Source organism: Halobellus rufus, assembly GCF_000739575.1.
GTDB lineage: Archaea > Halobacteriota > Halobacteria > Halobacteriales > Haloferacaceae > Haloquadratum > Haloquadratum rufum.
The window spans coordinates 257,155-275,982 of record NZ_BBJO01000014.1 but is presented as its reverse complement, the minus strand read 5'-3'; the positions used below and the strand labels follow the sequence as shown (position 1 = coordinate 275,982).

The 18,828-nt window shown below is 65.6% G+C and carries 20 protein-coding genes; 8 read left to right on the top strand and 12 right to left on the bottom strand.

All coding sequences use genetic code 11. From position 1 onward, the window contains the following. Positions 1 to 32: 32 nt before the first annotated feature. From ACP99_RS07845 to ACP99_RS07835, 3 genes are all read right to left on the bottom strand, one after another. Positions 33 to 1,055, bottom strand: a complete 1,023-nt coding sequence (locus ACP99_RS07845) for a branched-chain amino acid ABC transporter permease (RefSeq protein ID WP_049986058.1) — start codon at positions 1,053 to 1,055, stop codon at positions 33 to 35. Then, on the bottom strand, positions 1,052 to 1,915 hold the full coding sequence (locus ACP99_RS07840; RefSeq protein ID WP_049986057.1) for a branched-chain amino acid ABC transporter permease: 864 nt from the start codon (positions 1,913 to 1,915) through the stop codon (positions 1,052 to 1,054). Before ACP99_RS07840 ends, ACP99_RS07845 begins: the two co-directional genes overlap by 4 nt. 127 nt (positions 1,916 to 2,042) lie before the next feature. Beyond that, a complete protein-coding gene (locus tag ACP99_RS07835; RefSeq protein ID WP_049986056.1) occupies positions 2,043 to 3,329 on the bottom strand; it encodes an ABC transporter substrate-binding protein in 1,287 nt (428 codons plus the stop codon). Positions 3,330 to 3,569: 240 nt separating this feature from the next. Between ACP99_RS07835 and ACP99_RS07830 the strand changes: the two genes are divergently transcribed. Continuing rightward, positions 3,570 to 5,210, top strand: coding sequence for an acyl-CoA synthetase (locus ACP99_RS07830; RefSeq protein WP_049986055.1), 1,641 nt, complete (start codon positions 3,570 to 3,572; stop codon positions 5,208 to 5,210). Positions 5,211 to 5,430: 220 nt separating this feature from the next. Here the strand turns inward: ACP99_RS07830 and ACP99_RS07825 are convergent, their stop codons facing one another. Both ACP99_RS07825 and ACP99_RS07820 read right to left on the bottom strand, forming a co-directional pair. After that, positions 5,431 to 6,858, bottom strand: a complete 1,428-nt coding sequence (locus ACP99_RS07825; RefSeq protein WP_049986054.1) for a zinc ribbon domain-containing protein — start codon at positions 6,856 to 6,858, stop codon at positions 5,431 to 5,433. Next, on the bottom strand, positions 6,855 to 8,030 hold the full coding sequence (locus ACP99_RS07820) for a thiolase domain-containing protein (RefSeq protein WP_049986053.1): 1,176 nt from the start codon (positions 8,028 to 8,030) through the stop codon (positions 6,855 to 6,857). The genes ACP99_RS07825 and ACP99_RS07820 overlap by 4 nt, the downstream gene beginning before the upstream one ends. Positions 8,031 to 8,107: 77 nt before the next feature. On the opposite strand from ACP99_RS07820, the gene ACP99_RS07815 reads away from it, so the two are divergent. Continuing rightward, positions 8,108 to 8,875 (top strand): enoyl-CoA hydratase/isomerase family protein, encoded by a 768-nt coding sequence (locus ACP99_RS07815; protein WP_049986052.1) that lies wholly within the window; start codon positions 8,108 to 8,110, stop codon positions 8,873 to 8,875. Positions 8,876 to 8,927: 52 nt separating this feature from the next. Continuing rightward, positions 8,928 to 10,376, top strand: a complete 1,449-nt coding sequence (locus tag ACP99_RS07810; protein WP_049986051.1) for an aldehyde dehydrogenase family protein — start codon at positions 8,928 to 8,930, stop codon at positions 10,374 to 10,376. Between the two features lie 189 nt (positions 10,377 to 10,565). On the opposite strand, the gene ACP99_RS07805 is transcribed toward ACP99_RS07810, so the two are convergent. The 5 genes from ACP99_RS07805 to ACP99_RS07785 form a co-directional block, all read right to left on the bottom strand. Further along, positions 10,566 to 11,402 carry an enoyl-CoA hydratase/isomerase family protein gene (locus tag ACP99_RS07805; RefSeq protein WP_049986050.1) on the bottom strand — a complete coding sequence of 279 codons (837 nt, stop codon included), beginning with the start codon at positions 11,400 to 11,402 and terminating at the stop codon, positions 10,566 to 10,568. Between the two features lie 75 nt (positions 11,403 to 11,477). Then, positions 11,478 to 12,278 (bottom strand): enoyl-CoA hydratase/isomerase family protein, encoded by an 801-nt coding sequence (locus ACP99_RS07800; protein ID WP_049986049.1) that lies wholly within the window; start codon positions 12,276 to 12,278, stop codon positions 11,478 to 11,480. Then, a complete protein-coding gene (locus tag ACP99_RS07795; protein ID WP_049986048.1) occupies positions 12,275 to 13,159 on the bottom strand; it encodes a 3-hydroxyacyl-CoA dehydrogenase family protein in 885 nt (294 codons plus the stop codon). The genes ACP99_RS07800 and ACP99_RS07795 overlap by 4 nt, the downstream gene beginning before the upstream one ends. Positions 13,160 to 13,640: 481 nt before the next feature. Next, entirely contained in the window at positions 13,641 to 13,874 is a 234-nt protein-coding gene (locus tag ACP99_RS07790; protein ID WP_394324862.1) for a 2Fe-2S iron-sulfur cluster-binding protein, read from the bottom strand. A gap of 51 nt (positions 13,875 to 13,925) precedes the next feature. Beyond that, positions 13,926 to 14,408 (bottom strand): GNAT family N-acetyltransferase, encoded by a 483-nt coding sequence (locus ACP99_RS07785; RefSeq protein ID WP_049986046.1) that lies wholly within the window; start codon positions 14,406 to 14,408, stop codon positions 13,926 to 13,928. Between the two features lie 244 nt (positions 14,409 to 14,652). On the opposite strand from ACP99_RS07785, the gene ACP99_RS07780 reads away from it, so the two are divergent. From ACP99_RS07780 to ACP99_RS07760, 5 genes are read left to right on the top strand one after another with little or no spacing between them, the layout of a single operon-like run. Continuing rightward, on the top strand, positions 14,653 to 15,573 hold the full coding sequence (locus tag ACP99_RS07780) for a Phenylacetic acid catabolic protein (protein WP_049986045.1): 921 nt from the start codon (positions 14,653 to 14,655) through the stop codon (positions 15,571 to 15,573). 1 nt (position 15,574) lies between these two features. Continuing rightward, positions 15,575 to 15,949 (top strand): metal-sulfur cluster assembly factor, encoded by a 375-nt coding sequence (locus ACP99_RS07775; RefSeq protein ID WP_049986044.1) that lies wholly within the window; start codon positions 15,575 to 15,577, stop codon positions 15,947 to 15,949. Further along, positions 15,946 to 16,149, top strand: coding sequence for a phenylacetic acid degradation PaaB family protein (locus ACP99_RS07770; protein WP_049986043.1), 204 nt, complete (start codon positions 15,946 to 15,948; stop codon positions 16,147 to 16,149). Before ACP99_RS07775 ends, ACP99_RS07770 begins: the two co-directional genes overlap by 4 nt. Further along, a complete protein-coding gene (locus ACP99_RS07765) occupies positions 16,146 to 16,925 on the top strand; it encodes a Phenylacetic acid catabolic protein (protein ID WP_049986042.1) in 780 nt (259 codons plus the stop codon). The genes ACP99_RS07770 and ACP99_RS07765 overlap by 4 nt, the downstream gene beginning before the upstream one ends. Continuing rightward, positions 16,922 to 17,176 carry a PaaD-like zinc ribbon domain-containing protein gene (locus ACP99_RS07760; protein ID WP_049986041.1) on the top strand — a complete coding sequence of 85 codons (255 nt, stop codon included), beginning with the start codon at positions 16,922 to 16,924 and terminating at the stop codon, positions 17,174 to 17,176. The genes ACP99_RS07765 and ACP99_RS07760 overlap by 4 nt, the downstream gene beginning before the upstream one ends. 57 nt (positions 17,177 to 17,233) lie before the next feature. Here ACP99_RS07760 and ACP99_RS07755 read toward each other — a convergent pair whose 3' ends face one another. Together ACP99_RS07755 and ACP99_RS07750 are read right to left on the bottom strand one after the other, a co-directional pair. Beyond that, the gene (locus tag ACP99_RS07755) at positions 17,234 to 17,665 is read right to left on the bottom strand and encodes a pyridoxamine 5'-phosphate oxidase family protein (RefSeq protein ID WP_049986040.1); all 432 of its coding nucleotides are present in this window, start codon (positions 17,663 to 17,665) and stop codon (positions 17,234 to 17,236) included. A 5-nt stretch (positions 17,666 to 17,670) separates the two neighbouring features. Then, positions 17,671 to 18,825: an acyl-CoA dehydrogenase family protein gene (locus ACP99_RS07750; RefSeq protein ID WP_049986039.1), complete on the bottom strand. Its 1,155-nt coding sequence runs from the start codon at positions 18,823 to 18,825 to the stop codon at positions 17,671 to 17,673. Positions 18,826 to 18,828 lie beyond the last annotated feature (3 nt).

The following is an 18,828-nucleotide window of genomic DNA, read 5'->3' as shown; positions in this document are numbered from 1 at the left end:
TCGCAGTCCGGGAATGAGAACCGGCCGCGCGGCTAGCCGTCGCCCCCGGTGTCGACGGCTGCGGTACCGCCGTTGCCACCGCCGAGAGAGACGTCCCGGTCCTCCAAGAACTCCTGAGCTTTGACGATGACGCCGCTGCGGAAGTACAGGAACAGGAGAATGAGGAGCGCACCGAAGATGGCGGTCCGCCAGTTGGCGGCGTAGGTCCCGAGGATCGCCTCGATCGCCTCGACGATGACCGCGCCCACGATCGGGCCGTAGGTCTGGCGGATCCCGCCCACGATGAGGACGACCAGCGCGATCACGTCGACCGCGAGGAACGTGAAGATCGAGGGGGTGATGTACGTGGCTTCCCGCGCCAGCAACGTCCCCGCGATGGCGATGATGACGCCGGCGATGAAGCCCGCGATGGACTTGTATCGGACCACGTCGATCCCGATCGACTCGGCGGCCATCTCGTCCTCGCGGATCGCCTCGAACGCGATTCCGTACTTGGAGTTGATGAGCCAGATGTACAGCACCATCGCGGCCAGGAAGAACGCCAGGATGACGTAGTAGATGACCACTGCGGTCGGGACGCCCGCGGCCTCGGCGATCCCGCTCAGCGTGAACAGCTCGTACGGGAAGCCGGTCGAGCCGCCGGTCAGACCGCGGGCCCCGATGAAGGCCTCCGAGAACACGAGCTGGAGGTTCAGCGTCAGGATCGAGATCAGGATGACGGTGAAGCTCCGGCGCGCGGAGATCCAGCTGACCGACAGGCCGATGAGCCCGGCGATAACCGCCGCGACTGGGAGCGCCAGCCACGCGGAGACACCGACGCTGTCGGCGATGAGCGCGGTGGTGTACGCGCCGATACCGCCGAGACCGCCCATGAAGAGGAACAGCTGATCGTTGTGCCCGAAGACGATGTTCAGCGCGATCGCGAAGAGCGCGAAGAGCAGCGTCCGCGAGAGGACGCCGACGAAGTAGCCGCTGCCCATCACCGGCAGCGGGGCGAGCACGAACAGCAGTCCCACGAGCGCGAGTTTGCGCCCGCCCGGGAGGAAGTCGCTCACGACGACATCACCTCCGGACGGAAGAGCAGGAAGACGATCGCGGCACCGAAGAGGATGATCGTCGCGAAGTACGAACCGACGAAGAAGTTCGCCATCGTGTTGATGAGACCCAAGAGGAGTCCGGCGACGACGGCCCCCACGAGGCTGCGAACCCCGCCGACGATCGAGACGATGAGCGCGAAGGTCGTGAACTCGAAGCTCGTCGCGACGCTGACGTTCGAGCGAGCGGCCGCGAGGACGCCGGCCAGCCCCGCGACGAGCACGGAGAGGACGAACACCAGCGTCCGAATCTTCCGGGGGTTGATCCCGACGAGACGCGCGCCGCGCTCGTCTTGGAAGATGGTTCGAGTCGCCTTCCCGAGGAACGTCCGGTTCAAGAAGAGGAACAGGACGGCGAGCACCACCGCGGCGATGACGATGCTCGCGACCGACGTCCCGGTCACCACCGCGGCCCCGACGCGAATCGGATCGAGGCCGAGCGGGAGCGAGTACTGCGAGGAGACGTAGTTCACCATCACTCCCTCCAGGAGGACGGTCAGCCCGAGCGTGGTGAAGATCCCGATCAGGATCCGCTCTTCGCCGTCAGAGCGGTACACCAGCGAGAGGAGCGTCCGGTCGACGACGAGACCGAAGACGCCGACGAACGCGAGCCCTCCTGCGATCGCAACCGGCAACGACATCCCTTGGTCGATCAACAACGAGGCCAGAATGGCCGCGATGACTGCGAACGCGCCGATTGCGAGGTTCAACACCTCCCCGAGACCGTAAACGAGCGTGATTCCAACGCCGAGCAGCGCTAAGGACGCGCCGAAGGCGAGTCCGTCAACGGCGAGCGCCGCCAATGTGCTAATTGTTACCATCTAGTCTCTACTCATTAGGGATACTGGTGTATACTTTTCGACTTCACGAGCGAGTCAGTCAAGTGCATCTTGTCGTAGGTGGTCGAACGATTGAAACCGGGGGTGAATCCGGAAACGGGGAGCCGGATTACTCCTCGGGCGGGAGCGCCGGGAGGGGCTCCGTGCGGAACTCCTCTTGGAGGCTGTAGCTTCCCTCAGAGTAGTACGAGGGCGCTTCCGTGGTGAGCGAACTGTACAACTGGACCTGGTTCTTCAGTTCGCCGTACTCGGAGTACTGAATCGGTTCGGGGAACAGCGTGTCGAACTCGATGCTCCGGATGGCCTCGGTGATCGCCTCGGGGTCGGCCTCGCCGGCGTTCTCGATCGCCTGCGCGATCATCTTGCCCGTGACGTACCCGTAGGAGGTGTGCGTGTCGAACTGTTCGCCGACCTCCTCTCCGAATCGCTGCGCCACCTCGGCGTACTCTTCGGTGTACACGTCGCTCATATGGATGTGCGTGAACCCGCGGTCCACGTTCTCACCCAGCGCAGAGCTGATGACGGCGGGTGGGAGGCCGGGACCCGAGATGACGTCCGGTTCGTATCCGAGTTCGTACAGCTGCTGAGCGATGGTCAGCGAACCCGGCGGGTGGCCGGTGGCGATGACCATCTCCACGTCCTGTGAGATCTGACGGATGTACGAGGAGAAGTCGCTCGCGCCGACGGGAGCGACCTGGATGTCCACGTTCACGTCGAAGTTGTCCTGAATGGCCGTCCGAACGGACTGCCCCCACGCGTAGTCGCCGACGATGGCGGCGACGTTCTGGTAGCCCGCGTCGGCGACGAACTGCGCCTGCGCCTGCATCGTCGTCGCCGCGGGCAGCAGTCCCAGTCTGAACGAGTGCAGCGTCTCCTCGGTGATCGTCTCGTCGGAGCCGGCCATGTGCATCACCATCGGAATCCCGAGTTCCTGTGCCGTCCGGGAGGTGCGGATACCGACGTCGGAGCTCACCGGGCCGGTGGCGGCCACGATGTCGTTCTGTTCGGCGAACCGCTCGAAGATCGACGACGCCTCCGCCGGGTCGCTCTCGGAGTTCGCCTCCACGATGTTCAGGTTCTGCCCGTCCAAGACCCCGCCGTCGGCGTTGATCTCGTCGATCGCGAACGCCAGCCCGGCCGAGTGGGCCTGTCCCCACGGTGCGAATCCGCCGGAGAGCGGTTGGACCGAACCGATGTTGATGTCTCCCTCGCTGTCGCCGCCGCCGGATGTTTCGGTATCCTCGTTCCCACTGTCGCCGCCGTCGCCGCCGGAGTCCCCTCCGGAGTCGCCGCCGTCCCCGTTGCCGCCGCTGGAACATCCTGCGAGGAGGCCGACGGTTGCTGCCGCGCCAGTCGCCTTCAGGAGTTTGCGCCGATCGAGAGCCTTCTGCGTCATTTCTATACGAACACTATTATTAATCCTATTTTAATGTGCCGGTCCATACCACACACCAAACCGACTCCGATCACAGAGAGCACAGCGATTGGACGCACTCCCGTCTCAGTTTCAAATTCGGTCCGTTCGAGACCGAATTTCCGTTCGCTACCGTGACGATCGTGAGGCGAATTAGTGACGGAGAGGGATCAACTCGACCGTAAAGTATTTTTCCATAATCCATCATTCCAGTAATGAACGATGCAAGAGAACGTACCACAGGCGTATCTTCCCGACGAGGGGCCGGATCTCGTCCATCCGCTGCCGGAGCTTCACTACAAAGAGGAACTGAACGTCGCAGCCGAACTGGTCGACCGACACGTCGAAGCGGGGCGTGGCGACAACGTCGCGATCCGGTTCGGGGACGACGAGATCACCTACAGCGATCTCCAGCGTCGGGTCAACCGCCTCGGAAACGGACTCGCCGAGAAGGGCGTCGAGCCCGGTGACCGGGTCGTCGTCCGCTTCACCAACCGCCCGGAGGCGATCGTCTCCTGTCTGGCGGTCCAGAAGATCGGCGCAGTCGCGCTTCCGTCGATGAAGCTCCTCCGCGCGAAGGAGCTCGTCCACATCATCAACAACGCGGAGGCGTCGGCCGTCATCGTCTACGACGACCTCCTCGAGGAGATCAACAAGGCGCTCCCGGACCTCGACACCGTCGAGACCGTCGTCGCCGTGCAGCGAAACGGCGTCGAGCACGACCACACCGATTACGACGAACTTACCGAGAGCGCCGACGAGGAGTTGGAGCCCTACCCGACCGAACGCGACGACCTCGCGCTGATGCTGTACACGTCCGGGACGACGGGTCAGCCGAAGGGCGCGACGCACACCCACCGCCAGGTCCTCTCGACGGCGGACAGTTACGCGCGGTACTGCCTCAACGTCACCGAGGACGACGTCTTCGGGGGCAACCCGCCGCTGCCGTTTGCCTACGGGTACGGCGACCTCCTGACCTTCCCGCTTCGGTTCGGCGCGACGTCGAGCCTCGTCGAGAACGCCTCGCCCGGAGACCTGCTCGAAGCCGTCGAGAACCACGGAATCTCGATCCTCTGCTCGATCCCGACGGCGTACAACCAGATTCTCTCGAAGTTCCCCGACGGGCCCGAGGAGTTCGACACGAGTTCGCTCCGTCTCGCGGTGAGCGCCGGCGAACCCCTCACACACAGCACCTTCAACCGATTCAAAGACGACTACGGCGTCGAGATCTACGACGGGATCGGGACGACGGAGATGCTGCACATCTTCGTGAGCCACCGCGAGGGACAGGAGATCGACCCCGGTGCGACGGGATACCCCGTCCCCGGATACGAGTGCAAGGTCGTCGACCCCGACACCGGCGAGGAACTGCCCCGCGGCGAGGCCGGACTGCTGGCCGTCCGCGGGCCCACCGGCATCTCCTACTGGAACCGCCCCGAGAAGCAGGAGGAGGCTCTCATCGACGGCTGGAGCCTCCCCGGCGACATCTACGTCCACCGCGAGGACGGACGGCTCGAGTACAAGGCCCGAGAGGACGACCTCATCATCTCCAGCGGGTACAACATCCCCGGTCCCGAGGTCGAGGCGGTCCTCGAAGAGCGCGAGGAGGTCTCGGAGGTCGCGGTCGTGGGCTCTCCCGACGAGGAACGCGGTCAAGTGGTGAAGGCGTTCGTGGTCGTCCCCGAGGGCGTCGAGGGTGACGACGACCTGGTCGACACGCTGCAGAACCACGTCAAGAACACGCTGGCCCCGTACAAGTACCCGCGACGGGTCGAGTTCGTCGACGAGCTCCCCCGGACGGAGACCGGGAAGATCCAGCGCGTGAAGCTCCGGGAGCGCGAGCGCCAGCAGTACAAGGACTGACGCGGTCCACAGACGGGAAAGGCGGGACCGACTCGCCGACCGCGACCTCACCGCGCGCCTACTGTTCTCTGCGGTTCGATACCGACGTCAGTCGCGGTCTTTCCGCGTCAGACGACATCGCAGAAGACCCCGATCACAGACACAGCAGTGCGTCAATCGCGGCGGAACCTCGGGCGCAGCGAGACGTCGAATCGGGGAGGCGCTCCGCAGACGGCCACCGCTACTCGGGGACGAACTTGAGACCGTACCGGGTGACGCCCTCGACGCTGTAGATGCGGCGGAGCCGACCGGTGACGCGGTCACCGACAGAAACGTCGGTCGAATCGGAGCCGGTCAACTGTGCGGGGAACCGCGCGGTCCCGTCGGACCCGTCCGCCGTCGGAACCTCCAGAATCGCGACCGCGAAGGGCCCGTCGCGGCGCTGGTGTTCGACGAACTCCGGCGGCGCGCCGCCCTGTCCGATGACGGTGACGGCGACGACCTCCCCGGTCCGCGACAGCGGTTCGGTCTCGAACTCGACTCGCTCGTGGCACTCCGGGCACGCCCCATCCGGGGGGAAGGCGACCGCGCCGCATTCGGGGCAGCGTCCCGCTTCGAGGCGGTACCGCTGCGGGATCGTCCGTTGCCAAGAGGGAAGGCTGACGTGCGCGCCGCCACCGGCGACGTCGGTCTCGCCGACCGTCCCGCGTTCGCGGAGTGCCGTGGTGTAGTCGACCGACTCGCCCGACTCGACGGCGGATGCGACGTCGGCCCCGATCGCGCTCTCTGTCTCGAACGCGAGCGCGACGGCGGTCGCACCGCTCCCGAAGAACCCGGCGACGGTCAGCGACCCGGGGTCGCTCTCCGCGAGCGCCGCGAGCAGTCCGATCGCGGCCGTCGCGGCACCGGCGTCGCCGACGTCGTCGACGACGGTCCCGCGCTGTACGACTCCACCGCCGTACGGGAGCGCCCGCGCGATGCGGTGCGGGATGTCTCCCGTCGGTTGGTGGAGACTCGCGGCGTCGACGGCCTCGTGGTCGATCGCCAACGCGTCGACCGCCGAGGCGACCAGATCGCGGGTCGTCTCCCGCTCGTAGGTCGTGACGTCGAGGCCGGTCACGGCCTCGCTGTCGCGCTCGCGGAACCTGATCCCCGGTGCGTCGCGGGAGCGGCGGGCGCTGTCGACGAGCACCGCGTCGCCGTCTCCGGCGAAGAGGAAGGACGCCGCTCCTGCACCGAGGCGCTGGCCGGCCTCCGCGGCGTCGCCAGTCGGTGCGTCGGCGACGACGACGAGCGCCGGGCCGTCGGCGTTCGCTCCGGCAAGGAGCGCCTCCGCCCCGGCAGCGGTACTCTGGGTCGCGGTCTCGGTCCGCACGTCCACGGAAAGGCCGAGTGCCTCGGCGATTCGGGGGGCGAACTCCTCCTCAGCGAGCGGCGGCGTCGTCGTCGCGACGAACAGGTTCGCCACGTCCGCCGGTTCCCCGTCCCAGTCGTCGAGCCCCTCCTGACCCGCGGCGACGGCCATCGTGAGCGCGTCCTCGTCGGCCGCCGGGACGGCGGCCCGATCGACCGGTGCAGACGTACCCCAAGCGGCTTCGATCTCGTCGGCCGAGAGTCGCCGGTGCGGCACGTACACGCCCGTCGCGGCGAGTCCGAGCGTCGCGCTCATAGGTCACCTCCGTCGACCCGCTCGAACACGTGGACGGTCACGCCGCCGCCGGATCCGCCGACGTTGTGGGTGAGCCCGACTTCGGGGTCGTCGACCTGGACGTGGGCCTCCCCACGAAGTTGAGAGAACGCCTCGACGACCTGCCCGGTTCCGGTCGCGCCGATGGGGTGGCCCTTCGATTTGAGGCCGCCGGAGGTGTTCACCGGTAGGTCGCCGTCGGGGTCCGTGACCCCCTCGCGCAGGAGCCGCGGCGCTTCGCCGCGCTCGCAGAATCCCAAGTCCTCGTAGGCGGCGAGCTCGGCGATGGCGAAGCAGTCGTGGACCTCCGCGAAGTCGAGGTCCTCGGGCGAGATTCCGGCTTCGTCGTACGCGCGCTCTGCGGCCGTCTCGGAGGCGGGGATACCGGTCAGCGAATCCCGCTGGAACAGGCCCACGCGTCCGCTGGCCGCGCCCGCGCCGGCCACCCGAACCGGCGCGTCGGAGAACTTCCGGGCGGCCTCCTCGCTGGCGACGACGACGGCGCTGGCCCCGTCGGTCGTCGGACAGCAGTGATAGAGGTTCAGCGGGGCCGCCACGTCGGGGGCGTTCATCGCGTCTTCGAGCGTGCACTCGAATCCGAGCTGTGCGTGCGGGTTCTGCGCGCCGTTCGCGTGGTTCTTGACCGCGACGCGGGAGAGGTCTTCGACGGTGGCGTCGTGTTCGCGGAGATACGCGCTCGCCATCTGGGCGTACACGCCCGCGAAGGTCGTTCCCGACAGCCGCTCCCACTCGGTCTCGCCGCTCACGCCGAGCCACCACTTGGTGTGGTCGCCGCTCATGTCGGTCATTACCTCGTAGCCGCCGGCGAGGACGACGTCGGCCATCCCGGACCGGACCGCCATCACGGCCTGTCGGAGCGCGTACCCGGAGGCCGCACACGCGTTCTCCACGCGCGTGGTGGGAATGCCGTGCAGTCCCAGGTGTTCGGTCACTGCCGGGCCGCTCAGGCCCAACTGCCGTCCGCCGACTCCGAGCGTTCCGAGGAACGCCTCGTCGATCTCGTCCGTGTCGAACTCGTTGTCGATGCTGTCTATCGCTTCGTCGAACGCATCGTCGAAGAGCGATCGATACGATTCCGAGGGGAACGACCCGAAATCTGACTGCCCAGCACCGATGACGTACGCATCGGTCATACAGACCGCTCGACGACTGAGAACTAAAAGGTACGGGCTTCGGATGGATTTATACCCTTCCGGTCGGGACTCGCGGTATGGTACGAGTCGAGACGGACGGCCGCGTCCGGACACTGTCGTTCGATCGCCCGGAGGCGAAGAACGCGTTCACCGCCGACGCCGCGACCGAGTTGATCGGCGCGCTCGAAGCGGCCGGCGAGTCGGACGTCAGGGCCGTCGTCCTGACCGGCGATGGCGACGCATTCTGCGCGGGCGGCGACATCGAGGCGATGGCGGCCAGAGACGAGACGCCGCACGAGGCGTTCGAGCGCGTGCAGTCGACGCTGAGCCCGTTGGTCGAGACGCTTCTCACCGTTCCGATCCCGGTGATCGCCAAGGTCAACGGCGACGCCGTCGGCGCGGGCACGAACGTCGTCGCCGCGTGCGACTTCGCGTACGCGGACGAGGAAGCCCGATTCGGCGAGTTGTTCGGGAACGTGGGGCTGATTCCGGACTCCGGTGGGACGTTCCTCTTGCCCGCGCTCGTCGGCCTCCGCACCGCGAAGGAGCTGACGATGACCGGGCGCATCTTCGACGCCGCGGAGGCCGCGGAGATGGACCTGATCAACCGCGCGGTGGACGGCGCAGATCTCGACGAGACCGTCGAGGACCTCCTCGAACGGCTCTCGCGGAAGCCGACCGAGACTCTCGGGCTCACCAAGCGCGGCATCCACGAGAACATCGGCCGCCCGTTCCGAGACGCCCTCGAGCGCGAGGCCTACCTCCAAGTCCTCGCCTACGGGAGCGATCCGCACGAGACCGGAGTGGACGCGTTCCTCAACGACGAGCGGCCGGAGTTCCGGTAGTTCCCTCGCTCGATATCAACACTTTTCTCGGCATAGTGGGACTGGAAAGTGTATGCCATACGACGGCCCGACAGCCCTGTATATCGACGGCGAGTGGACGGATTCGGTGACCGACTCGACGCTCGAAACGGTAGACCCCGCGACGGAGGACGTCTACGCGACGGTCGCGTGCGCCACGGAGGCCGACGTCGACCGAGCGGTAGAGGCCGCGGAGGCGGCGGCCGCTCACGATTCGGCGTGGCGGACCGCCGCACCGAGCGAGCGCGCCGCGACGCTGCGTTCGATGGCCGACGAGATCGAGTCGATGGCCGACGAGATCGTCCTCGTCGAGTCCCACGACAACGGCAAGACCCCCTTCGAGGCGCGTCTCGACGTGGACATGGTCATCGACACGTTCCGCTATTACGCCGGGTGGGCGGACAAACTAACCGGCGAGACGATTCCCGTGCCGGGCGATCGACTCGACTACACCCTGCGCGAGCCCCTGGGCGTCACCGGACACATCGCCCCGTGGAACTACCCCTTCCAACTCGCCGGGCGAAGCCTCGCGCCGGCGCTCGCCTGCGGCAACACCGCAGTCCTCAAGCCCTCGAAGACGACGCCGCTCTCGGCGCTCTACTACGCGAAGGCCGCCGAGGCCGCGGGGCTCCCAGACGGCGTGCTCAACGTCGTCCCGGGGCGCGGCTCGGAGGCCGGTAGCGCCCTCGTCTCGAATCCGACGGTCGATCACGTCGCCTTCACCGGCAGCACCGGCGTCGGAAAGCAGATTATGTCCGAGGCGGCCGACAGCGTCACCGGCGTTACCCTGGAGTTGGGCGGGAAGGGTCCGAACGTCGTCTTCCCCGACGCCGACCTCGACGCGGCCGCGAAAGGCGTCCACTACGGGATCTTCATGAACTGCGGTCAGATGTGCTGGGCGGGCTCACGGCTCCTCGTTCACGAGGACGTCGCCGAGGAGGTCGTCGACGCCGTCGTCCAGCGCGCCGAGGCGACGCCGCTCGGTAGCGGCATCGACGACGACGGACAGATGGGCCCCGCCGTGAGCGAGGACCAACGGCAGGAGGTTCTGGACTACGTCGAGACCGGTATCGAAGAGGGGGCGACCCTCGAAACGGGCGGGTCCGTCCCCGAGGACAGGGAGCAGGGCTACTTCATCGAGCCGACAGTGTTCACCGACGTCGACAACGAGATGACGATCGCCCGCGAGGAGATCTTCGGCCCCGTCCTGTCCGTGATCGAGTTCTCCGACTACGAGGAGGCCGTCGAGATCGCCAACGACTCGCCGTTCGGACTGAGCGCCGGCGTCTGGACGAGCGATCTCTCGACGGCGCACAACATGGCGAAACGCCTCGAATACGGGATGGTCAGCATCAACGAGTACCCGCAGACGTTCCCGCAGACGCCGTTCGGCGGGGTCAAAGAGAGCGGTATCGGTCGCGAGCAGGGCACCGAAGCGATCGGCGAGTACACGCAGGCGAAGAACGTCAACGTCAACCTGTAAGCCCGAGTCCGGGAGAGCGGTCTCTCGGAAAACCGCTAAGGTTGGCTGGGATCCGATTTCTCACCGGTTCCAGCGATCACCGACGACAGGTGGCGTCGTCGCTCACGTTCTCCCGTCCGACCATACCGTTCGCGAAAGCAGACCGCAGAAAGGTGAGCTCGGGGACCGACGACGTCGCAGCGCGACGCGTTATTCGTCGGATCCGGGTTCCTTGTCGCCGAGTTCGACGCCGAGGAAGTCGGGGTCGCGCTTGTCGAGGAACGCGTCGACGCCCTCCTTCGCGATGTCGGAGCCGAGCAGTTGGTTCTGCAGTTCGCGCTCGTGAGCCAGCGCGTCCCAGAGCGGCAGTTCGAGGCCCTCGTTGACGGCGAGCTTGTTGTGACCGACCGCACCGGCCGGCTTCTCGACGATCATCTCGGCGAACTCGAAGACCGCGTCTTCGAGGTCCTCGGGGTCGTGGAGTTCGTCGAAGATGCCCTTCTCGGTGGCTTCTGCGGGGGTCAGCTCCTCGCCGGTGACCATCATCCGGAGCGCGTCCGAGCGGTCGATGTAGCGGGGGAGCAGCTGCGTGCCGGCCTCGCCGGCGATGAGTCCGAGGTGGATCTCCGGCATCCCGATGCGGTAGTCGTCGTCGTCGCCGACGAACCGGAAGTCACACGCGAGCGCGAGTTCGAGACCGCCGCCCATACAGTGGCCGTCGACCTCCGCGATGAACAGCGTGTCCGTCGTCCGCATCTTCATAATGATCTCCTTGGAGGTCTGGCTCGCGTAGCCGACCTGCTCGCCGCTCTCCTCCTGCAGCGCGTTGATGTCGAAGCCGGTCGAGAAGATGTCCTCGTTCGCGCTGCCGAAGACGCAGACGCGGACGTTGTCGTCGAAGCGAACGCCCTCGACGGCCCGCTGGAGCTCCAGCAGAACGTCGATGTTGTGCGCGTTCACCGGCGGTCGGTCGATGCGGAGGACTCCAACGTGATTGCGTACCTCGGTCTGGAAGTACTCTAGATCGAGTTCGTCGAATGCCTTCATTACGTACGTCGGGTCTTTCTACCAATACTAATAGTTATCGGTTACAGGGGGCAGAGAGCCCGAATCGCCGGCCTGTCACTTCCCCTCCCACTCCGGCGCTCTGTCCTCGAAGAAGGCGTCGATGCCCTCGTTTTTGTCCTCGGTCGCGAACAGTTGGACGAACAGTTGCGCCTCGTAATCGATCCCGTCGTCCAGCGGGAGCCGAGAGGCCGAACGGATGCTCTCTTTGGCGAACTCGAGCGCGAGCGGACTCTTGTCTGCGATCCCCGACGTCAACGACTCGACGCGCTCGTCGAACTCCTCGGAGGAACACACCAGATCGACGAGCCCCATCTCGTGCGCCTCGTCGGCGTCGATCAGTTCGCCCGAGAGGATCAACCGCATCGCCTGCCCCTCTCCGACGAGGCGGGGCAACCGCTGGGTCCCGCCGCCGCCCGGGATGATCCCGAGGTTGATCTCGGGCTGACCGAGTTTCCCACCCTGCTCGGCGACGCGAACGTCACAGGCCATCGCGAGTTCGAGGCCGCCGCCTAAGGCGTGCCCGTTGATCCGGGCGACGACCGGGGTGCGCAGTTCGTCGACGAGTTCGTAGATCCGCGGTCGCGCGCTCGCCTCGCGCTGTTCGAGGAGGTCGCGTTCGCGGAGTTCGGTGACGTCCGCGCCCGCGACGAAGGCGTTGCACTCCTCGGAGCCCGTGATGACCGCGACGCGTTCCTCCGCGTCTTCGATCGCCGGCAGGACGGTTCGGAGCTCGTCTCTCACCGTCGCGTTCAGCGCGTTCCGATCGTCGGGACGGTCGATCGTGATCGTGGCGACGCCGTCGTTTCGGTCGACGCGAAGCGACTCGAACGTTCGGTCGAGGACGTCGTCGCTCATCGGTCCCCCCACTCGCCGCTCATTCCGACCGCTTCGCCGTCCTCCCACACGTAGAATCCCTCGCCCGACTTCTTCCCGACTTTCCCGGCCCGGACCTTGCGTTTGAGCAGTTGAGGCGGTTTGAACCGTTCACCGAGTTCCTCGCGCAGGTATTCGAGGATGTCCAAGCGGACGTCCAGTCCGACGACGTCCGTGAGCTCCAGCGGCCCCATCGGGTGGTTGTATCCCAGTTCCATCGCGTTGTCGATGTCGCGCGGCGAAGCGACGCCCTCTTCGACCATCCGAATCGCCTCGACGCCGAGTGCGACGCCAAGTCTCGACGACGCGAATCCGGGAGTGTCCCGAACGACGACCGACGTCTTGTCGATGCTGTCGACGTACTCAGTCGCAACCGACTGCGTCGAGTCGCTGGTTCGTTCCCCGACGATGACCTCGACAAGCGACATGATGTGCACCGGATTGAAGAAGTGCAGTCCGATCAGCCCCTGCGGGCGTTCGAGAGCGCTCGCGAGTTCCGTCACAGACAGCGACGACGTGTTCGTCGCGAGCACCGTGTCGTCCGCCGCGGCGTCCTCGGCGTCGCCGAGGACGCTCTTCTTCAGATCGAGGTCCTCGGGAACGGCCTCGACGATGAGGTCAGTTCCGGCGACGGCGGCTTCGAGGTCGGTCTCACCGGTGATGTTGTCGAGAGCGGATTCCATCTCGGCCTCGGTGAGTTTCTCGCGTTCGACCCCGCCCCGCAAGTTCGATCGGATCGCGTCGATTCCCTCGGAGACCAAGTCCGATTCGATGTCGCGAAGGACCACGTCGTGTCCCCCCATCGCGCTCACCTGTGCAATGCCGTGTCCCATCGTCCCCGCTCCGAGGACTGTTACGTGCATACCGCAGGCGATGGTAGGCGAAGACTTAAACATTACACTCGACGCGCTCCTCGAACCTCCGACGGCCGCGAAGGCTCACCAGTTACTGACGGTGCTTCGTTGATTGGCGGACGTCATCGGGCCCGCGTTGTATACTAATTTGTATACACTCCGAATAATCATTGATTATGTTCGGTTAGATACCCCAGTAAGCCGAGTAGATAACAGGCGTACATATGTGATTTACCTCTGGAGTGGTGCAGTCGGACGGACAGAACTGCCTCGGATGGAATTGTATACTGAATTGTATACATCCTCGGCCACCCATCTGTCCCGATCGAGCCGTTTCGTCACCACGTCGAGGGAGGGAGAGATGCGAACGAAGGGTTAAAATCGCGAGGAGTGACTGGTGAGTCAATCGGACGAGAGCGGGTCAGTCGAGTTAGAGAACAGAGTACACAAGCGGGGAGAATGCTGCGCGGTCCGAATACGGGTCCGGATCTCAGGGGCTCTCGTTCGAGCGCAACTTGAGATCCGACCGCGGCTTGGCCACGCACGTCAGAACGTAGCCCTCCTCTTTCTCGGAACCCGAGAGGAACATCCCCTCGACTTGGTCTGTCTCGCCCTCTTCGACGCGGAGCGCCGAGCACACCCCGCAGACGCCCATCCGGCACTGATACGGCAGATCGAGTCCCGCCTCTTCGGCCGCCTCCAGGATCGGCTTGTCCGAGGGCACCGAGATCGTTCGCCCCTCGTCGACGAACTCGACGTCTAGTATTCGACCATATTAGAGTCGCTGTTCGTAGACGCATTCGACCGGTTCGAGCCCGTGGGATTCGAGCATCCGGCTCGCGGTGTCGTCGTCGGCCAGAACGTCGATTCGGTAGTAGTCGACGCCGCGTGGGTCCTCGCGGAACCAGTCGGCGGCGGCGTCCAAGAGCGCCGCGGCGACGCCCTCCTGCCGGTGTTCCTCGCGCACGTACAACCCGTGCACGTAGCCGTGGTTCGACAACTGGAATATCGGGTGATCCCCCATCACGCGTGCCTCCAGCACGCCGAGCGGTTCGCCCTCGTCGTTTTCGGCGACGATCACCGTGCCGTACTTCGAGTCCACCAACTGGTTCTCGAAGTAACGGAGCCACCGTTCGTCGGCCTGGTCGTCGTGACTGTATCTGTCGTCGTACTTCGAGAGGTGAGCCGTGAACTTATGCCACAGTTCCAATATCTCCTCTCCGTCCGATTCGGCGGCGTGTCGTGTCCGGACTTCCATACCCCCCATTCTGAACCCATCCTTCTAAAAGATTCGCGTCGATACGAGCGGCGGACCTCGAATAAATGTCAGATTACCTGTGGGTTATAGGGACTCGACCGGCGCGCTTCACTCGTTGTACCCCGGGGAATCGGTCGGCGTGGCCGTCGCGTGTCCCGAGAGAAACGGTCAGTCAGTCCGAGCCACCGGCAGTAAAGTTAATACTACTGGAGCCAAACTTTGCTGACGAGGCGAATTTCGAGCTATGCCAACGGAAAAACGATTCAAAGAGCAACTACAGAACGGTCGGATGATCGAGGACGAGTCCGAGATGACCGAGGGCTACAAGAAGGCTCTCAAGGCGACGCTCAAGGTTTCGGCGGACACGGAACTGATGAGCGCCCCCGCGTACTACGAGCAATCGATGAACGCGCCGACGCTGGACGCGCGCGCCTCCTGTGTGAGCGTCATCCAGGACGAACTCGGTCACGGGCACATCGCCTATCGGCTCCTCGAGGACCTCGGCGAGGACCGCGAGGAACTCCTCTTCGGGCGCGAGCCCCACGAGTTCCGCAACACCTACGGGTTCGACCAGCACCTGGAGACCTTCGCCGAACTCGTCAGCGCGCACGGGATGTTCGACCGCGCGGGGATGGTCCTCCTGAGCGACATCGAGGAGAACACCTCCTACGCGCCGTGGAAGCGCGCCCTCCGCAAAGTCGGAAAGGAAGAGCAGTTCCACCTGCGCCACGGTGAGACGTGGATGCGACGGTTGGCCAACAAATCGGAGAAGACGAAGCGCCGCGTCCAAGAGGCGATGGACTGGATGTTCCCGATGGGCATCGAGTGGTTCGGCCTCCCCGACGACCAGAAGCACAACACGTCCCAACTCGACTATCGGATCAAGGGCAAGACCAACGACGAGCTGCGGCAGGAGTGGATGAGCCACACCGTGCCGCTGGCGAACGACCTCGGGCTGGACGTCCCCGCCCACTTCGACGAGGAGTCCGAGGAGTACGTCCTCGAGTACGACGCCCCGGTCGCCTTCGACGCGGAGAACAAGGAGTGGCGCTTCGAGGAGCCGATCTCCTGGGACGACGTGCTCGACCGCTGGCGGGACCGCGGCCCGGCCAACGAGAAGTACGTCAATATGCTCCAGTCGGGCAAGATCGAAGTGGGGGTGTGACATGAGCGTCAACTCCGTCGACGCCGGAACGCCGGGCTTTCACATCGGTCCGGACGAGGACGCCGACGAACTGGAGCGAGAGGTGTGGGAGACGCTCGATACCGTCCCCGACCCCCACATTCCGGTCAGCCTCGTCGAGATGGCGATGATCTACGACGTCGATGTCGACGCGGGTGAGGCCACGGTCACTATGACGTTCCCCTGTATGGGATGTCCCGCCTACGATATGATCAAAGACGACGTCCGCGCCGCGCTGCGAACGATCCGCGGGATCACGGGCGTCGAGATCGAGATCACGTGGGACCCCGTCTGGTCGAAGGACATGCTCACCGAGACCGCTCACGAAGAACTCAAAGACGCGGGTATCAGCCTATGAAGTACCACGTGTTCACGCGAGTCAACGCCGGTGACGATCTGATCCACGCCGGGACGGTACAGGCCGACTCCGACCGTCTGGCGCGCATCTACGCCTACCGGACCTACGACGAGGAGGACTGGGAGTTCATCGGCGTCGTCCGCGAGGAGAATCTGCTCGAAGTCAAGACCGAAGCCATCGCAGGAGGGTACCCACAATGAACGCCGAAGCCGAAACCGGCTGGCCGGAAGCCGCCGTCGACTACGTACAAGCGATCGCCGACACGAAGCTGCTCTTGGGGCAGCGCTACGGCGAGTGGATGCTGAAGGGACCGCACCTCGAGGACAACATCTCCGGGGCGAGCAACGCCCAAGACGAGATCGGACAGGTCCGACAGCTGTTCCGCCTCCTCAAACAGCAGGGCGTCGACGAGGAGTGGCTGGAGTCCGAACGCGCTCCCGAGGAGTACGCGAACGCGCCGACACTCGACGAGGAGGCCGAGAACTGGCCGACGTTCGTCGTCCAGGCGGCGCTCACCGACCGGACGGCCTGGCTACTGCTGGACGCCATCGACCACGACGACTTCACCGGGATGGTCCAGAAGATGGGCGAGGACGAGTACTTCCACCTGGAGCACCAGGACGGCCGACTCGAGACGCTCGCGGAGAGCCAACCAGACGCCGTCGAAGCCGCGTTGGAGCGGTACTTCCCGCAGATACTCACGTTCATCGGTCCCGCGACCTACGACCAGGCGTCGGACCCGCTCGTGAACGCCGGCTTCACCGATCGCTCGGTCGCGGACATCCGCGGTGCCCTTCACGAGCATTACGTTGAGCTGTTCGCGAGCACGGACGTGTCGGTGCCGCCCCTCGACGGCGACGTCCCGGACCCCGACCAGTGGGATGCGAAGCGCAGACGAACCGACGACGGCCACGTCGAAGCCAGCGTGGTCGACCAGCTACAGGGCGTCTCGAACAAGGAGTACGTGATCGAATGAGCTCGAACGTCTCGAACTCCGGGGCCGATACGGCGCGCGAAGCGGTCGCCGACGGCTCGCGGGAGGAAGAACCGCCGTTCCGGGCGGCCTGTCCGTTCTGCGGCTCCGAGGACGTCGAACTCGAATCGACGTTCGGGTCGGAGGTCTCGAAGAGCCAGTACTACTGCAACAGCTGTCACACGATCTTCGAGCGGATCAAATACGACGGCGCGATGCCCGACACCGGCCGGGACCGCGACGGATCCCGCTGAACCGGATCAGCGAGTTTTTCAGTCACCTCGGGTGGCCGGCCACGGCCGACGACCCGATTATCCGACCTTCCGGAAGTCCCACGAGACCGTCCGATCGGGCGTCAGCGCGATCTTCACGCGTTGGTGTTTCCCGGCGTCGGGAACCGATTTCACCGTCCCGAACAGGCCGCGTTCGATCTCCTTCTCGAACTCGCGGTCGTCGACGACGCGAGCGGCCCCGCGCCACTGCACGCCGCGGTGCTCATTGAACTCCGCCTCGCCGGCGTCGACGACGGCGGCCCCCTTCCCCGTCTCTTCGACGTTCCTGACCTTTACCGAGTCCGCGTCGGTCTCGAAGCACAGCTCTCCGTCGACCACGGTGAACGCCACCGGGACGACGTGCGGCAGCCCGTCGGCCCCCACGCTGGCGAAGCGGGTGACGTCCGCCGACTCGAACAGTTCCGCGCGCTCCTCGTCGGTGAGCGCGATCTCGTCGTAGTGTCGGGCCACCCGGCTCAGAGTCCCAGCGCCTGGCCGGCGACGGTGGTCTTCTGAATCTCCGAGGTCCCGCCGATGATCGAGAGGATCCGAGCGTCGCGGTAGTAGCGCTCCAGCGGGTAGTCCGTCCGGTAGCCCTTCCCGCCGTAGATCTGCATCGCGTTGCGCGCACAGAACTCCGCGGCGTCGCTCGCGGTGAACTTCGCTCGCGAGGAGGCGCGCGTGTCACCGGCGTCGGACGCGATGCGGACCGCCGAGTCGTACACGAGGTGCCGCGCCGACTCCAGTCTGGAGTCCATCTCGGCGATCAGTACCTGAACGGCCTGGTACTCGCCGACCGCTTTCCCACCCTGTTCGCGGTCGCCCGCGTAGTCGACGGCGTGATCGAAGGCCGCGCGACCGATTCCGCAACCGATCGCCCCGAGCCCGGTCCGGGCCATGTCGATCGTGCCCATCGCGATCCGGAACCCCTCCCCGATCGATCCGAGGAGCGCGTCGGCCTCGACGTCGACGTCCTCGAACGTCGCGTCGCCGGTCACGTGGCCGTGCATCCCGAGGTACTCGCCGCGCTCGAACGAGAAGCCGTCGGTGTCCTCGGGACTGGGAACCAAGAAGACGCTGACGCCGTGGGAGTCTTCGGGCTGGGGCCGCTTCCGGGCGACGACGAGGTGCACGTCGGCGACGCCTGCGTTCGTCCCGAAGGACTTCTCGCCGGAGATCCGGTACCCCTCGTCCGTCGCCTCCGCGACGGTCGCGAGTTCGGTCGGTGAGGACCCCGCGCCGGGTTCCGTCAGCAACATCGCCCCGACGGATTCCCCCGCGACCATCGACGGGAGCAACCGGTCGCGCTGCGCGTCGGTCCCGAAGTTCAAGACGGGAAGCGTCGCGAAGGTGTGTCCCTGAATTATCTCCGCCACCGCGCCGCTCTCCTCGGCGATGCGTTCCAGCGCGAGACAGTACGAGAGGAAGTCACCGCCTAGGCCGCCGTACTCCTCGGGGACGAGGATCCCCAACAGTCCGGCGTCGCCGGCCGCCTCGACGACGTCTCGGGGGAACTCGCGGGTGTCTTCGATCTCTTCGGCCCGGGGTGCGAGCGTCTCCGTCGCGAACGTCTCCGCTCGATCGAGGACGTCGCGGTGCTCTGCTTCGAGTGCGCGCTCCAGTAACGTCATACC

Excerpts from the sequence above, each read along its gene's own strand:
- ACP99_RS07775 (WP_049986044.1), top strand. The coding sequence starts at position 15,575 with ATGAGCGTCAACTCCGTCGACGCCGGAACGCCGGGCTTTCACATCGGT.
- ACP99_RS07815 (WP_049986052.1), top strand. The coding sequence starts at position 8,108 with ATGGTACGAGTCGAGACGGACGGCCGCGTCCGGACACTGTCGTTCGAT.
- ACP99_RS07800 (WP_049986049.1), bottom strand. The coding sequence starts at position 12,278 with ATGAGCGACGACGTCCTCGACCGAACGTTCGAGTCGCTTCGCGTCGAC.
- ACP99_RS07820 (WP_049986053.1), bottom strand. The coding sequence starts at position 8,030 with ATGACCGATGCGTACGTCATCGGTGCTGGGCAGTCAGATTTCGGGTCG.
- ACP99_RS07825 (WP_049986054.1), bottom strand. The coding sequence starts at position 6,858 with ATGAGCGCGACGCTCGGACTCGCCGCGACGGGCGTGTACGTGCCGCAC.
- ACP99_RS07830 (WP_049986055.1), top strand. The coding sequence starts at position 3,570 with ATGCAAGAGAACGTACCACAGGCGTATCTTCCCGACGAGGGGCCGGAT.
- ACP99_RS07780 (WP_049986045.1), top strand. The coding sequence starts at position 14,653 with ATGCCAACGGAAAAACGATTCAAAGAGCAACTACAGAACGGTCGGATG.
- ACP99_RS07805 (WP_049986050.1), bottom strand. The coding sequence starts at position 11,402 with ATGAAGGCATTCGACGAACTCGATCTAGAGTACTTCCAGACCGAGGTA.
- ACP99_RS07840 (WP_049986057.1), bottom strand. The coding sequence starts at position 1,915 with ATGGTAACAATTAGCACATTGGCGGCGCTCGCCGTTGACGGACTCGCC.
- ACP99_RS07750 (WP_049986039.1), bottom strand. The coding sequence starts at position 18,825 with ATGACGTTACTGGAGCGCGCACTCGAAGCAGAGCACCGCGACGTCCTC.
- ACP99_RS07795 (WP_049986048.1), bottom strand. The coding sequence starts at position 13,159 with ATGCACGTAACAGTCCTCGGAGCGGGGACGATGGGACACGGCATTGCA.
- ACP99_RS07765 (WP_049986042.1), top strand. The coding sequence starts at position 16,146 with ATGAACGCCGAAGCCGAAACCGGCTGGCCGGAAGCCGCCGTCGACTAC.
- ACP99_RS07785 (WP_049986046.1), bottom strand. The coding sequence starts at position 14,408 with ATGGAAGTCCGGACACGACACGCCGCCGAATCGGACGGAGAGGAGATA.
- ACP99_RS07770 (WP_049986043.1), top strand. The coding sequence starts at position 15,946 with ATGAAGTACCACGTGTTCACGCGAGTCAACGCCGGTGACGATCTGATC.
- ACP99_RS07810 (WP_049986051.1), top strand. The coding sequence starts at position 8,928 with ATGCCATACGACGGCCCGACAGCCCTGTATATCGACGGCGAGTGGACG.
- ACP99_RS07760 (WP_049986041.1), top strand. The coding sequence starts at position 16,922 with ATGAGCTCGAACGTCTCGAACTCCGGGGCCGATACGGCGCGCGAAGCG.
- ACP99_RS07835 (WP_049986056.1), bottom strand. The coding sequence starts at position 3,329 with ATGACGCAGAAGGCTCTCGATCGGCGCAAACTCCTGAAGGCGACTGGC.